The organism is Corynebacterium sp. HMSC077D03 (genome assembly GCF_001808545.1).
GTDB lineage: Bacteria > Actinomycetota > Actinomycetes > Mycobacteriales > Mycobacteriaceae > Corynebacterium > Corynebacterium simulans.
This window is the reverse complement of the sequence record NZ_KV793686.1, coordinates 134477-148756: the sequence shown is the minus strand read 5'-3', so window position 1 is coordinate 148756 and position 14280 is coordinate 134477. Positions and strand designations below refer to the sequence as shown.

The following is a 14280-nucleotide window of genomic DNA, read 5'->3' as shown; positions in this document are numbered from 1 at the left end:
CAAAAATTGAACGCCGTTCAAGTACGCTGCTCTCCATGAGCATTATCGATATCGCCCGTGATAAAGCCCTAGGCCAGGGAATTGGTCTCAGCCAAGAAGAATTGCTGGAAGTGCTGCAGGTTCCGGATAAGCAGCTCGAGGAAATTGCAGACATTGCGCACCAGACTCGCCTGAAGTGGTGTGGCCCGGATGTTTCCGTGGAGGGAATCATCTCGATTAAGACCGGTGGTTGCCCGGAGGATTGCCATTTCTGCTCGCAGTCCGGTCTTTTTGAGTCCCCGGTGCGTGCGGCCCGCCTGAACATTCCGGAGTTGGTGGAGGCCGCCAAGAAGACCGCCAAGACTGGTGCGACGGAGTTTTGCATCGTTGCCGCTGTAAAATCGCCGGATGAGAACCTGCTTTCCCAGGTCGCGGAGGCAATCCCGGCGATTTTGGATGAAGTCGATATCGAGATTTCTTGTTCCCTTGGCACACTGACTCGCGAACAGGCGCAGCGCCTGAAGGACATGGGTGCCCAGCGCTATAACCACAATTTGGAGACCTCTCGTTCCTTCTTCCCCAACGTGGTGACTACGCATACCTGGGATGAACGCAAGGAGACCCTGGAGAACGTGCGCGCGGTGGGCATGGAAGTATGCTCCGGCGGCATCATCGGTATGGGCGAGTCCCTGGAGGATCGCGCCGAGTTCGCGTACCAGCTTGCGCAGCTAAACCCATGCGAGGTTCCGATGAACTTCCTCGACCCGCGCCCCGGCACCCCATTCGCGGATTACCCGCTGGTTCCGCTGGGTGAAGCGCTGCGCGCCGTTGCCGCTTTCCGCTTGGCGATGCCGGCTGTGACCTTGCGCTTTGCAGGCGGCCGCGAGCTTTCGCTTGGCGACGACGGCACGGAGAAGGGTCTGCTCGGCGGCATCAACGCGATCATTGCGGGCAACTACCTGACCACGCTTGGCCGTCAGATTGAAAAGGACGTCGACATGCTGGGCCGCATCGATCTTCCGATCAAGGCTCTGTAATGGATGAGTTGGCTGCTGCCGTATTGGCAGGGGAGGAGCCAATCTTCCATCCGAATACCGGCGAGCCGTTTAAAGACGCGCACCTGCATCCAGCGGCGGCCGCCGGCTTGGACGTGCCGCGTTTTTGCCAGATCTGTGGCCGCCGCATGGTAGCGCAGGTCCGACCCGATGGATGGAGCACGAAGTGTTCGCGCCACGGAGAGTTGGATTCGGATTGGCTCTACGTGGAGACGCTTCCCTAGCTTGGCCCGAGTTGTCCTAAATTGGAGGCATGGATCCCGCCGTTGAATTAGCCCACAAGCCCGCGTTGCGTTCTATTGAGCGCGTCGTCACGGAGACCGCGGAACCGACGAGCCAGGGCTTGCGCTTAGCGACGTCGCCAAGCAACTGCGTGCAGGTGGCGTCATGGTGCTCACGGGGGCGGGGGTGTCCACGGAGTCGGGCGTGCCGGATTATCGCGGCCCGAAAGGTTCGTTGAGCGGGCATCGACCCATGACTTACCAGGAGTTTCGGTACGATCCCGCGGCCTCGCACCGCTACTGGGCGCGTGCCTTTGTGGGCTGGCGCGTGATGGATGCTGCGCGCCCGAATCGCACGCACTACGCCTTGGTGGAGCTCGAGCGCGCCGGGCTGCTCAGTGGGCTTGTCACGCAGAACGTCGATGGCCTCCACAAGGAGGCGGGGCAGAAAAATGTCGTTGCCTTGCACGGTGACATGAAGCACGTGGTTTGCCTGAACTGCGGGAACGTGGAAGAGCGCGAGCTTTTCGACGTCCGCGCGGAGACCCTCAACCCGGGCTTTTTAGCGCGCTGGGGGGTCAGCGAGGACCAGGTCAACCCGGACGGTGACGTGGCGCTTTCGCAGGAGGCCGTCGATGAGTTTGTGATGCCGCCCTGCGTTGTGTGCGGCTCACTGCTCCTCAAGCCGGACGTGGTCTACTTTGGGGAACCGGTTCCGGCCGCGAAGAAGGATGCGGCCTATGAGATTCTGGCTGGATCGCGCTCCCTGCTGGTGGTGGGCTCCTCGCTGGCCGTGATGAGCGGTTTCCGTTTTGTGCTCGACGCCAAGAAAGCGGGTAAGCGGGTATCCGTGATTAACGGTGGTCCGGGGCGTGGGGATAATCGTGTGGATACGCTGTGGCGGACGCAGGTTGGTCCGGCTTTTGACGAGCTGCTCGACGAGCTGTCCATATAGGGTTCAGTCCCGGCATAAACCAAATGATGAGTGCCGCAACGAGTGCACTGAGTACACCTACGTGAAGTAAGTACTTGACCGGCGTGAACCACCACGCCGCCAGCGTGCCCGCGATGATCAACAACCACAGGGAGGGGATGACGTAGCCGGATGCCACGGTGGTGTTTTCATACCAATTGAGGTTGGGGAAGCGCCCGCGTGCTTCCGCGCGGATGCGGCGCTGCGGTTTGTGCGTTTGAGCCACGGCGCAGAAAAGGACAAATGCGAGCCCAGCGGCCCCAACGATGAGGTTCCCGGTTGCTCCGCCGAATACGAGAGTGGCTACGGCCACGGCGATGGCGATGCGTTCGCCTACCGTGAGCGGTAGGCCGACTGCTGGATCTACATCGGGGTAAATGTTGCGGAAAGCGTCCACGGAGGGGGTGTTTTCTGTGGTCAAAGAGGGGTACACGGTTGACGCCTGCCTTTTAAGTTAGGTAAGTATAACATGCATTAAGTAAGCCTAGCCTATCTAAATCTCTTCGTTAAGGTGACTCACTCTCATGAAAAGAACCCTTCTTGCATGCCTTGCCTCCGCGTTCTTGGTTGCAGGTCCGGCCGCTGCGCTGACACCCCAAACAGCCCATGCGGCAGAAAACTGCACCTGGAACTGGGGAATTAAGCAATCATTCCGCAACTACATCAAAGGCAACATTGCACATGGTTCGTGGGGCGCAAATGGCATTGGTTTCACAGGTGATGAACGCGGTCAGGGTGCGTTTACCTTCACGCCGACAAAGGCCAGTGTGGAAGGGGACTCGGTGGTGATCCCCTTCAACGGAAACCTCAGTTTCAAGGGGCACAACGGCGTCCTTGACATGAACTTGTCCGACTTCCAAGTCCACGCCTCGGGAAACCGCGCAGAGATCTCGGTGGACTACGTCTCTTACGAGCTCGATAGATCCGCCATGGCCCGAGGCCAGGAAATCCGGGGTGACAATGAAGTCATTGCGATTATTGACCTGCAGAATCCGGTCAAACCCGAGAGCGGCTCGGTCAACCTCACCGGCTCCACCACTTTGACGCAGGGCGGAAATCGCCTCTTCACCGGCTTCTACGAGCCCGGCGAAGCCTTGGATCCTTCCTCGGGAACCGTGGGCCTTGATGGTAGTTGCGCGGCAGGCAAAGGCACCGGCGATGTCCCAACGTCGATCACTGGTAAATTTACCGGCTTCAACAAAGAGGCCATGGCAATCCTGTCCGAGACTAACGACACCATGAATGGCATCACCACGTTCATGGGTAACACCGAGAAATTCTTGAGCCAGCTCAAGTCCTTTTATGGCGATTCCGCTGGTAATTCCGGTGGTACTGCGGCAGGCGGCTCCAACGGGGCATCGCACAGCGCAGCGCAAAAAGGTGGTGACACCAAGAGTACGGGTGCGTCTACAGCTTCCGGAAACGGAAGCCAGTCCGCAGGAACCAAGGCCGAAACGGGAACGCAGGCTGCAGGAGCTGCGGCTGCAGGAAGCGCTGGCAACGGGGACGAGAAGTGCGAGGCCACTGGCGTTACCCAAGCTAGCGCTGCATGGGGTGTAAAGAAGTCCTTCCAGTCCTACATCACTGGCTCGATTGCGCAGGGCCGCTGGGACCTTAACGCAGTGGGTTACGAAAATGAGCGCTTCACCTTTAACGGCAACTCCGGCGCTGTAAACGGGAACGCAGGCAGCATTCAGTACTCCGGCTCGATGCACTTTAGCGGTCACCACGGCAAACTCGATCTTAATATCTCCAATCTCGCGGTCACCTTCAACGGCAACTCCGGGCAGCTGATTGGTGACGTCAGCTCTTCCAACATGGAAGGCGAAAAGAAGGACTTTGGCCGAACCGTAATCGGTGATCTCAGCTTCAGCTCCCTCGACGTGGGAGAAAACTCCCTACAAGGTGAGGCGAGCGTGGCCCTGAGCGAGACCGGCTCCGAGGCTTTTGCTGGTTTCTATGAGCCAGGCACACAGCTGGATCCGCTCTCCATCAGTGCAGACCTAGGAGGCAGCGCAGATTGCGCTGCCGTCACAGGCGGTGGCTCTGGCGCCGCGGGCACCTCCGGCGGATCTAAATCCGGATCTACTGGTGCTGGCGCGGCAGGCAAGAACGCAGACGCAGCATCGCTGACAGGCGGCGAGTCGCAGGGCTACCAGGACGGATCTGGCAACTTCAAGATCAAGTCTGCCGCAGCGCAGGACAAGGGCTTTGAGTGGGGCGACTCCCGCACCTACCTGCTGCTGCTCATCGCCGGACTCGTGATCGCGGGCGGCTCTACTAGCCGCTTGGTCATGCAGAACCCGGCTTAACCAGCTTAAAAAGAGAAAAGACCTAAAACATGAAAAAGTTCTCCTCTATTTTTCTGACGCTGGTGTGCGCGCTGACTCTCGGCGCGTGTGGCGTCCAAGGCGGGTATGAGGACCTAACGAGTGAACTGCCCGCAGCAGATAGCGTGAGCGACCCTCGTTCCTTTACCGGACTAAGTAACGTCAGCGACTTCAAAGACATCGAACCAGTGGCGGATTCCGTGGAACCGCAGCTGCCAGTAGAACTCACGGACGCTGACGGCAACGATGTGACCGTCAATGACGTCTCGCGCATCTTGGCTCTCGACATCTATGGCACCTACACCAAATCGCTGACTGGCTTAGGCCTAGCGGACAACATCGTCGGTCGCACTGTTTCCTCAACCGAACCCAACCTACAGGATCTGCCGGTGGTTACCGAAGGCGGACACAATATCAATGTTGAGGCTGTTCTCTCGCTCGAGCCCACGCTGGTGATTGTCGATCACTCCATCGGGCCGCGCGACGCAATCGATCAGATTCGCGCCGCTGGCGTGACCACTGTGGTCATGGAACCGCAGCGCACCATCGATTCGGTTGGCGAGGACATTGCGAAGCTTGGCGGGGTCGTCGGCCTGCCCGAAGAAGCAAAGGAGCTGGGGGAGAGGTCAATTAAGGAAATCGATGAGGCGAAGGCCGCCATCGCCGAGCTGGTGCCAGACGAGCCCATGCGCATGGCATTCCTCTACGCGCGTGGCAACGGTGGTGTCTTCTTCATCATGGGAGAGGGCACGGGCGCCCGCGACCTCATCGAGGGAGTCGGTGGCGTGGATCTCGGAACCGAAAACCATCTGTCCTACGCCGAACCAGCAAACGCCGAGGCCTTGGCCAAGATCGACCCCGAGGTGATCATCATGATGACCAACGGCTTGGAGTCGACCGGCGGAATCGACGGCCTCATGCAGCGCCCAGGTGTCGCACAGACCACTGCCGGAAAGAAGCAGAGAATCGTCACCATCCCGGATGGGCAATCCTTGGCTTTCGGGCCGATGACGGGGCAGACGCTCATCAAATTGGCGAAGGCAGTTTATGCTCCAGACGCTTAATACAACGCTGAACGCACAGCCTGACGTTTTTGAGAAGCGCCAGCGCAAAAGAACGTGGGTCTTCATCGTCCTGGCGGTGCTGCTGTGTGCCGCTGCGCTGGTCTCCATCGTGTTGGGCCAGTACTACGTGCCTGTGCAGGATCTGTTTCCAATCCTTGCCGGCGGTCCGCACCAAGAGGCCTTGTCCGCCAATGTGGTGTGGGAGATTCGCCTTCCACGAATCGCACTGGGCTTTTTGGTCGGGGCGTCGCTTGGCGTGGCTGGCACCTTGATGCAGGCCGTCTTTGCCAACCCCTTGGCAGAGCCCTCCATCATCGGCGTGACCTCCGGCGCTGGCGTGGGCGCTGCCGTGGTCATCGTCTTCAACGTCTCCTTGCTGGGCACCTTCATCGTGCCTGCCGCAGCTTTTCTCACGGCACTTGCCGTTACCGCGTTGATCTATCAACTCGCTCGCCATGGCGGACGCGTGGCCGTTGTCAACCTGATCCTGACCGGCATCGCTATTAACGCAGTGTGCAATGCGGTCATCTCCTTCATGGTTTATCTGGCGCCCACCGCCAACCGGGAGCAGATCATTTTCTGGCAAATGGGATCCCTCAACGGCGCGCAGTGGAAGCACGTCTGGGTGGTGCTGCCAGTGGCTGCATTAGGAGCGTTCGTGGCTTTCCGCTTGGGTGAGCAGCTCGACGCCTTAGCCTTGGGCGAACGCGCGGCGGGGCATATCGGCATCAACGTCCAAAGGTTGCGTATCGCCGCGATCGTTGCTTCTGCGGTGCTGACCGCGGGCGCAGTGTCCTTTGCTGGCCTCATCGGTTTCGTGGGACTCATCGTGCCGCACCTGTTGCGCACCATCGTGGGGCCTGCGAACAAAATCTTGTTACCAGCCTCGGCTCTTGCTGGCGCGGTACTCATCGGGTTTGCCGACGTTGCTGCACGTACGCTGATTCCCTTTGCGGACTTGCCCATCGGAATCTTCACCGCGCTAGTGGGTGGCCCCTGTTTCTTTGTGTTGTTGCGGCGGATGATGCGAAAGGGGATGCACTCATGATTTCGGTGCGGGGACTTACTGTTGAAATTGGGCACCGCAAGCTTGTCGACGCCGTTTCTTTCGACGCGCAACCTGGCGAGGTTACGGGTCTCATCGGGCCGAATGGCGCCGGCAAATCGACGGTATTGGCCGCGGTCGCGGGAGACCTTGAATACTCCGGAAGCGTACAGCTGGCTGGGCTTGACCCCACGGGGCTTTCCCCAAACGAACTGGCCCGTCTGCGGGCAGTGATGCTGCAGGATGTTGGAGTGTCCTTCGAGTTCTTAGTGCGCGACGTGGTTGCGATGGGCCGAAGTCCGTGGGCGGGCACTTCATCTGAGGCTGAGGATGAAGAGATCGTCGCCGCGGCCTTAGCTGCTGCCGACGTCGCGCATCTGGCCGGCCGTGACGTCGTTACGCTGTCGGGCGGTGAGCGGGCACGGGTTGCTTTGGCCCGTGTGCTCGCGCAGCAAACCCCGGTTATCTTGCTCGATGAACCCACCGCTGCCCTGGATATCCACCATCAGGAGCAGGTACTTTCCTTGGCCCAAGCACTGGCTAAGCAAGGCGGAATTGCAGTCCTTGTGGTGCTGCATGACCTCAACGCTGCTGCCGCGTATTGCGATCACATCGTGTGCATGGCGGACGGGAAGGTGGTGGCCCACGGAACCGTGCCGGAGGTCTACGCCGATGCGGCCTTGTCCGAGGTTTATGGATGGGACATCACGGTAGCTGAGATCGATGGCCGGCTGTGCGTGTTGCCGCAGCGCTGTCCGCCCACGGGCATCGACTCACTTATCTCCACATACAAATTGTCCAACATTTAAATCGATCAATACTCAAATCTCAACACTTTGTCTAAGGAAAAATCATGCGAAAACTAGCCCTTGTTGTTACGCTCTCCAGCTCCCTTCTCTTGGCACCGCAGGCGAGCGCCGAGCAAACATGCGACCCCACCCAAACCTGTGCGGAACCAGCACCGCAACAGACCTCCAGCTTCGCTGAAGCATGGAATTACATCTTGGGTTTGACCGCGCTCGGTGGAATGTTTGCCATCATCGGTCATGCGATCATGAAATCGGGGCTACTTCCCGCAATGCCAGCGCTGCCGAGCATCTAGTTAATGAGCTTAAGGAGCGTGCGTACGATGGCGTGCACACGCTTGTCCAGTGGCATGTCCTCGTGCATGACGACGGCGCGTTTGTCGAAGTCCTGAACGTAGATGTTGCGCACGGTGCCGTCCTTGACCTTGCTGCCGTCTAGGAAGCACGTCTCGGGAGGAACCACCACGGCGTCGTTCTTCGTGGCGATGCACGTGTAGGTCACGCCGGGCTCGAGGTCGCCGTCGACGTTTGTATCGAGGAGGATCTTACTTCCGACGATTTGCTGCATGCCGGCTGGTCCGAACCAACCATCAATGATGGAGCGCATCACCGCTTCTTGGCGTCCGCTGCGCACAAGTCGGCTGACGATTCCGCCCTGCGTCGTGCCGTGGTTGGGGGAGCTTAGGCAGATGAGATGGCGGACCTTTTCGGCGCCGCCATCGATGCGCATCCAGTAACGGGCTAACAGCCCACCCTGAGAGTGACCGACGAGGATAGCTTTTTCTACGCCGGTAACGTTGAGGACTGCATCAATGTAGGAGCCCAGTTGTTGAGAAGACTCAGGGATGGGCTGGGTTGCTCGGTTGCCGTAGTCAGGGGCAAAAACTGCCCATCCGTCCTCGCGGAGTTGGGTGCCGAGCAGCTGCCAGATGCCTTTAGTGTCGCAGGTGCCGTGAATGAGGATTACTGGCCAGGGCCGCTCCGGCGTTGGGCGGGCGGACCAATCGTCCTCGAAGATGCCGCGGGGTTTGATGCGTGCGCCGAGGGGGAGGGTGGCTGCGGTGTCCGCTTCTAGGATCTTTTCTCCGGGCGTGGAGTCGGGGCGTGCGTGGAGGCGCGAGGCGATTTCTTGGGAGACGTCCTCGCGCAACGCGATTGCGGTTGCAGGGGTTGCGATTCCATAGCGCGGTGAGTCTTCACTGGGGCGCCAAAACCTCCCGAGTTGCGCGGAGATTGAGTTTCGCAATTCAACGATCGGATCTGGTGCCATGTGTCAAAATTGTACCCTTGATCCATTTATGCACGTCATGGGCAGTTTTATGAAGCAGTTTAAAAATTTTGGAAAACGCTTGACCATCATCCAAAAGTTTTATAAACTAAGGCTTGCCTAATCACGGGCGGTTACTTGGGAAGATGCGCTCCACTTCTTTACCAGGTGCCGAAGATTAGTCATGGGGAGAGGGCCCGCCAGTGCGCAGCTGGCGGGCCCTCGTTAATTCAATAGCCTTGGGGCAGTCTAGCGGTCCCTCGACGGTTTCCCGGCACCGTTGAAGCTGCCGAAATGGTGTACCCGAATTACACTCGCTGGCATGACTGACCTGCAGCATGCCCACTTTGTTGAAGAGGCAGTATGCCGTCTCATCGAGCTCTATGACAGCTCGTGCTCCGTCGCGCGTAAATCCCTCGCGACGGGGGATTTCGATCGTTATAGGCACGTGGTCTATCCCAAAATCACTGTGCACGTGCGCGAATGGCAGCCCATCGACCGTTCCGAACCCTTTGGATACGTGGACCAGGCTGGCCGCTTTTCTGCCGTCATTTCCAAACCTCAGCTCCTGCGTGATTACCTCACGGAGCAGCTATCAAGGCTGACAGAGAACTATCCCTGTGACATTTACGTAGGCCAGTCGAATGAGCTCATCCCACCGGAGTACATCCGTGACGCCGGTCCAGTGCCCGAGAACCGCGGTGAGATACCGCGCCCCACTCTGGACGAGGTCAACGATGCCATCATCGACGGAGAGTGGAAGGCCTTCCACGGCAAGGAAAAGCCGCTTTTCCACTTTGGCCCGCAGCGCTTTGACATCGCGTGCGCGCGCATCGAGCACTACACCGGCATCGAGGTCGACACGGTGCAGAAGTACATCCTGTTCACCAACTACGCCATGCACACCACGGAGTTTGTGAAGTTCGGCCTGCGCGAGCTCACCAAAGAGGATTCCCGCTACACGGCGCTGGTGTTGCCTACTGGGGAGACGATCCACTCGAATGACGCCGTGCTTCTCGACGTCGGCGAGCTCACCCTAACCTCCCGCTATCAGATGCCACGTTTTGACCTCATCACGGCCAGCGGGGACGGAATCACGATGATCAACATTGGCGTTGGCCCATCCAACGCCAAGACAATCACGGACTGCCTTGCTGTCCTGCGCCCCGAGGCGTGGATCATGATCGGGCACTGCGCTGGACTGGACGGCCGCATGCGTATCGGCGACCTCATCCTGGGTAATGCCTATCAGCGCGAGGACCACATTCTCGACCGCAAGGTGGGCGCGGGGAATCCGATTCCCGCTATACCTGAAGTGCAGCGCATGCTGGAGGCCTCCGTGCGGGAGGTCTACGGTGACGATAATCCTTTGATGCGTACCGGCACGGTGCTCTCGACCGACGACCGCAACTGGGAATGGCGCACCTCCCGCGACCTGTGGGAGTGGCTACAGCACTCCACCGCTGTGGCGGTGGATATGGAGTCCTGCACGCTGGCGGGAAACGGTTACCGCTACCGCGTTCCTTATGGCACGCTCCTGTCCGTCTCCGATTTGCCTTTGCATGCCGTCCCCAAGCTGCCTGCACAAGCGCAGGCCTTTTACTCGAACTCTAAGGAAGCGCACGTGATGTGCGCGGTGCGCGCAGTGGAGCAGCTAGCAGGAAATCCCTCCCGTTTGCACACAAGAAAGCTCAGAAGAACTTTGGGCGAGGTTCCTTTCCGATAGACTATACGAAAAGATTCGTCGGTCGAAGGAGCAGGTAAGCCGCATGAGCGTCCCAGAATGGTTTAACTCAGAACGCGAGAACCTCACGTGGGAAACATTCGGCGAGGCAAGTCGAGCGCTCTCCCAACAAGTCATTGATTCTGGGTGGTTCCCTGATCTCATCGTGGGCGTGGCCCGCGGCGGCCTCATCCCAGCAGGCGCCATCGGCTATGCAATCGGCGTCAAAGAAATGGGCGCAATCAACGTGGAGTTCTACACCGACATCGGTGCGACCTTGCCCGAGCCAGTTCTGCTTAACCCGCAGCTGGATATCGAATCCTTGCAGGGCAAGAAGGTTCTGGTGGTCGATGACGTGGCCGATTCTGGAAAGACCCTCGATCTCGTGGTCAACCTGCTGGCGGAAACGGCCGCTGAGGTGAAGTCAGCCGTTATTTACACCAAGCCCACGACCATCTTTGAGCCGGATTTCTCGTGGAAGAAGACAGATGCCTGGATCAATTTTGCGTGGTCGGTTCTGCCTGTTATCACTGTTGACGGTTCTTTTAGGGAAGGGGCCTAGGGGCCGCTAGAGTATGTGCGGTGTCTCAACAACCCGCACCTACTTCTGTTCTCGGCAGTTTTAAATATGCATTTTCTTCGCCAGCGCGCTTTCGTATGGAGGTCTTCGGCGGCCTCGCGGTAGCGCTGGCGCTGATTCCTGAGGTTCTCAGTTTTTCCATCTTGGCGGGGCTCGATCCGCGCGTGGGTTTGTTTGCCTCGGTGATCATGGCAATCTCCATCGCGTTCACCGGCGGACGCCCCGCGATGGTTTCTGCGGCGGCGGGCGCGGTGGCCTTGGTTATTGCGCCGTTGTCGCACAGTCACGGCCTTGACTATGTGGTGGCCACCATCATGCTGGCCGGCATCTTGCAGATCATCTTGGCGATGCTGGGCGTCGCCAAGCTTATGCGTTTCATCCCGCGCTCGGTGATGACCGGATTCGTCAACGCTTTGGGCATCATGATGTTTACCGCGCAGCTGCCGCATCTTAAGCATGTGCCGTGGATGGTATACGTGCTGGTGGCAATGGGGCTGGTGATCATGCTGGTGCTGCCGCGGCTGACCACGGTGATCCCTGCGCCTTTGGTGACCATCCTGGTGGTCACGGTGTTGGCTATTGCTTTCGGGTGGAAGGTCCCGGACGTGGCCGACCAAGGTGAGCTGCCTACGAGCCTGCCGGGATTGTTTATTCCGAACGTGCCGCTGAATCTGGAGACGCTCGAGCTCATCGCTCCTTACGTGGTTGGCGTGGCTCTGGTGGGACTGATGGAATCGCTGCTGACGGCGAAGCTCGTCGACGACATTACGGACACGCACTCCGATAAGACGCGCGAGTCCTTAGGCCAAGGCGTGGGAAACATCTTGTCCGCACTGATTGGTGGAATGGGTGTGTGCGCGATGATTGGCCAGACCATGATCAATGTGAAGGGCGCGCAGGCACGCACGCGCTTGTCGACGGTCCTCGTCGGCGTCTTCCTGCTCATCCTCGTCGTGGTCTTGGGGGAGACCGTCGGCCGCATTCCTATGGCGGCGTTGGTAGCGGTGATGATTATTGTCGCTGGTACGACCGTGGATTGGCATTCGATTAACCCGCGCACGCTGCGGCTTATGCCGCTTTCGGAAACAGTGGTCATGCTGGTAACCGTGGTGGGCACCTTGCTTACCCACAACTTGGCAGTGGGTGTGGTCGCCGGCGTGCTGGCGGCGTCGGTGGCTTTTGCTCGCCGCGTGGCGCATTTCGTGTCGGTGGACTTGGAAGGAAACACCTACTTTGTGCGTGGGCAGCTTTTCTTCGCTTCCTCGAACGATCTGGTTTATGCCTTCGACTACACGTTGCCGGAAGAGCACGTGGTTATTGACCTAAATGGCGCCGAAATTTGGGATGCCTCCACGGTGGCGACGCTGGATTCGGTGCAGGAAAAGTATGCCGACCGCGGGGTCGAGGTGGAATTCCGGGGCTTGGATGGTGCGAGCTTGCAGCGCTTGGAGCGTCTGAGCGGCAAGTTAGACAGGTAGTTCTTTTGGTTGATTTTCTCCTTAAATATTGATTTTTAGGTAACCCTAACTTTAAGTTGGTTTCGGTAAGTTAGGTAAGCATTACTTTTCTAAGGAGAATTTATGACCATTGCGCTGGATCGACCGTTATCGCTGGCTTTGCGCGAGGAGACTGCGCGTGCCCACGAGGCGGCGGAGGGATCGAGCTTTATGCAGCGGCTCATGGCGGGAGAGCTAGATGCCAAAGCTGTCGCCGATCTGACCGGTCAGCTGTGGTTTGTGTATGAGACATTGGAGCGAACAGTGCGTGCTGTGGCGGAAACGGCCACCGCGGGCGCTGTGGCCGATCCGCGTTTGGAGCGCCGCGATGCTCTCGAGGTCGATCTGACTCAGCAGCTGGGAGGGGATTGGCGTGATAAGGTTCGCATCTTGCCGGCTACCGCGGCTTATGTGGCCCGCCTTGAGCAGTTGGCTACACCTGAGCATGCAGTTGAGGTTGTGGCGCATCACTATGTGCGCTACCTCGGTGACATTTCCGGCGGCCAGGTTATTGCGGCGCGGTTGGGTGCACTGTATGGGATTGATCCGGATGCGCTTAACTTCTACGACTTCACCGCGATCGGGAAGATTCCTCCTTACCGCAATGGTTACCGACAGCGTATTGATGAGATGCGATTGGCAGAAGCAGAGCGGGCGGCGCTTATCTCTGAGGCCCAGGCGGCCTTTGCGTTTAATTCGGGCATCTTTGCTGAGTTAGATCGGCGACACTAAAACAGGTCTTGACTTTAAGCTTAGCCTTGCCTAACCTCTGTTAGGTATAGCAAAGCTCAGTTTGCATACTCTCATCTACACTCTTTCTGATTCGGAGAACTAAATGAAGCCAATCTCTGTACTCACCGCCACCACTCTCGTGGCCGGTGCTCTCGCGGTACCTACTGCTACCGCTGCCCAAATTCCTGCCCTCGCTTCCGGTGAGCTCAACTGGCCCATCAAGGAGTCCTTCATTTCCTACGTACAAAAGCCTTTTGCGAAAGGTAAGATTGAGGCCACTGATGGTGCCGTCCTCGCTGGCAAAACTTTCAAGCTTCCAGTGAATGCTTCCGCATCCAAGGTTGACGCAAAGGGTAACGGAACCATCGACACTAATGGCTCGCTGCACTTCCAAGCGCACCCGGGCCTGGGCCCAAATGGCAGCTTTGGTCTCGATATGACGTTCAGCGACATCAAGGTAGTGGTTTCCGGCACTGATGCCACCATCACGGCGGACGTGAAGGCCACCGGCACCAAGGGGCCAAGCAGCAAGGAGGCACTTGAGACCAACCTGGATGACGCAAAAATCTCCACTTTTAAGTTGAGCGAGGCAATTGTTCCGGCAGCAGAGAAGACCTACACCACCAAAGGTGCACAGACGTCCATCACCCAGGTTGGCAGCGACGTGATGCTGGGCACCTACAAGCCAGGACCGCTAGAGGACGGAAACACTGACCTCACTGTCACCTATGGCAAGGCGGCTGCTGAGCCAGAAGTGAAGCCAGAGCCGAAGCCAGAGTCGAAACCAGATCCAAAGCCTGACGCGGGTTCTTCCGCGGGTGCAATCGGCGGCATTGTAGCCGCGATTGTTGCGATTCTGGCTGCAGTCGGTGCTGCCTTCTCTGGTGCGATTCCGGGCCTGAAACTGCCGAAGCTGTTCTAGGCAAGGGCGGCGTCGTCAAGCGTGGCTTGGTTGTGTCGCGGTTGTCCTAAGGGGGAATGCAGTGGTGGATATCCTGAGCAAAGTTAG

The 14280-nt window shown here is 58.6% G+C and carries 14 protein-coding genes and 1 pseudogene; 13 read left to right on the top strand and 2 right to left on the bottom strand.

Going from position 1 to position 14280, the window contains the following annotated elements:
• Positions 1-35 precede the first annotated feature (35 nt).
• From bioB to HMPREF2888_RS04490, 3 genes and pseudogenes are all read left to right on the top strand, one after another.
• Complete coding sequence (bioB, locus tag HMPREF2888_RS04500; protein WP_070518349.1) at positions 36-1016, top strand: biotin synthase BioB; 981 nt, start codon at positions 36-38, stop codon at positions 1014-1016.
• Positions 1016-1258, top strand: a complete 243-nt coding sequence (locus tag HMPREF2888_RS04495) for a biotin synthase auxiliary protein BsaP (protein ID WP_061919918.1) — start codon at positions 1016-1018, stop codon at positions 1256-1258. Before bioB ends, HMPREF2888_RS04495 begins: the two co-directional genes overlap by 1 nt.
• A 29-nt stretch (positions 1259-1287) precedes the next feature.
• Positions 1288-2210 (top strand): annotated as a pseudogene (locus HMPREF2888_RS04490) (Sir2 family NAD-dependent protein deacetylase).
• Here HMPREF2888_RS04490 and HMPREF2888_RS12715 read toward each other — a convergent pair.
• Positions 2110-2661: a hypothetical protein gene (locus HMPREF2888_RS12715; RefSeq protein WP_141740995.1), complete on the bottom strand. Its 552-nt coding sequence runs from the start codon at positions 2659-2661 to the stop codon at positions 2110-2112. The pseudogene HMPREF2888_RS04490 and the gene HMPREF2888_RS12715 overlap by 101 nt on opposite strands.
• A 91-nt stretch (positions 2662-2752) precedes the next feature.
• On the opposite strand from HMPREF2888_RS12715, the gene HMPREF2888_RS04485 reads away from it, so the two are divergent.
• The 5 genes from HMPREF2888_RS04485 to HMPREF2888_RS04465 are packed head-to-tail and all read left to right on the top strand — an operon-like array spanning position 2753 to position 7769.
• The gene (locus HMPREF2888_RS04485; protein WP_070455709.1) at positions 2753-4540 is read left to right on the top strand and encodes an HtaA domain-containing protein; all 1788 of its coding nucleotides are present in this window, start codon (positions 2753-2755) and stop codon (positions 4538-4540) included.
• 29 nt (positions 4541-4569) lie between these two features.
• A complete protein-coding gene (locus tag HMPREF2888_RS04480; protein WP_070433344.1) occupies positions 4570-5622 on the top strand; it encodes a heme/hemin ABC transporter substrate-binding protein in 1053 nt (350 codons plus the stop codon).
• Positions 5606-6670, top strand: a complete 1065-nt coding sequence (locus HMPREF2888_RS04475; protein WP_061919926.1) for a FecCD family ABC transporter permease — start codon at positions 5606-5608, stop codon at positions 6668-6670. The genes HMPREF2888_RS04480 and HMPREF2888_RS04475 overlap by 17 nt, the downstream gene beginning before the upstream one ends.
• Positions 6667-7476: a heme ABC transporter ATP-binding protein gene (locus HMPREF2888_RS04470; RefSeq protein WP_070518347.1), complete on the top strand. Its 810-nt coding sequence runs from the start codon at positions 6667-6669 to the stop codon at positions 7474-7476. Before HMPREF2888_RS04475 ends, HMPREF2888_RS04470 begins: the two co-directional genes overlap by 4 nt.
• 44 nt (positions 7477-7520) lie before the next feature.
• Positions 7521-7769 (top strand): hypothetical protein, encoded by a 249-nt coding sequence (locus HMPREF2888_RS04465; RefSeq protein ID WP_070455706.1) that lies wholly within the window; start codon positions 7521-7523, stop codon positions 7767-7769.
• Here HMPREF2888_RS04465 and HMPREF2888_RS04460 read toward each other — a convergent pair.
• Positions 7766-8743 carry an esterase/lipase family protein gene (locus tag HMPREF2888_RS04460; RefSeq protein ID WP_083296613.1) on the bottom strand — a complete coding sequence of 326 codons (978 nt, stop codon included), beginning with the start codon at positions 8741-8743 and terminating at the stop codon, positions 7766-7768. The genes HMPREF2888_RS04465 and HMPREF2888_RS04460 overlap by 4 nt on opposite strands.
• A 319-nt stretch (positions 8744-9062) precedes the next feature.
• Here HMPREF2888_RS04460 and amn point away from each other — a divergent pair, with 319 nt between their 5' ends.
• From amn to HMPREF2888_RS04435, 5 genes are all read left to right on the top strand, one after another.
• Positions 9063-10466: an AMP nucleosidase gene (amn, locus tag HMPREF2888_RS04455; protein ID WP_070518346.1), complete on the top strand. Its 1404-nt coding sequence runs from the start codon at positions 9063-9065 to the stop codon at positions 10464-10466.
• 43 nt (positions 10467-10509) lie between these two features.
• Positions 10510-11025, top strand: coding sequence for a phosphoribosyltransferase (locus HMPREF2888_RS04450; RefSeq protein ID WP_061919934.1), 516 nt, complete (start codon positions 10510-10512; stop codon positions 11023-11025).
• 95 nt (positions 11026-11120) lie between these two features.
• Positions 11121-12521 (top strand): SulP family inorganic anion transporter, encoded by a 1401-nt coding sequence (locus HMPREF2888_RS04445; protein WP_070518345.1) that lies wholly within the window; start codon positions 11121-11123, stop codon positions 12519-12521.
• A gap of 102 nt (positions 12522-12623) precedes the next feature.
• Positions 12624-13271 carry a biliverdin-producing heme oxygenase gene (locus tag HMPREF2888_RS04440; protein WP_061919937.1) on the top strand — a complete coding sequence of 216 codons (648 nt, stop codon included), beginning with the start codon at positions 12624-12626 and terminating at the stop codon, positions 13269-13271.
• 103 nt (positions 13272-13374) lie between these two features.
• Positions 13375-14193, top strand: coding sequence for an HtaA domain-containing protein (locus tag HMPREF2888_RS04435; protein WP_070433349.1), 819 nt, complete (start codon positions 13375-13377; stop codon positions 14191-14193).
• The last annotated feature ends 87 nt before the right edge of the window (positions 14194-14280 follow it).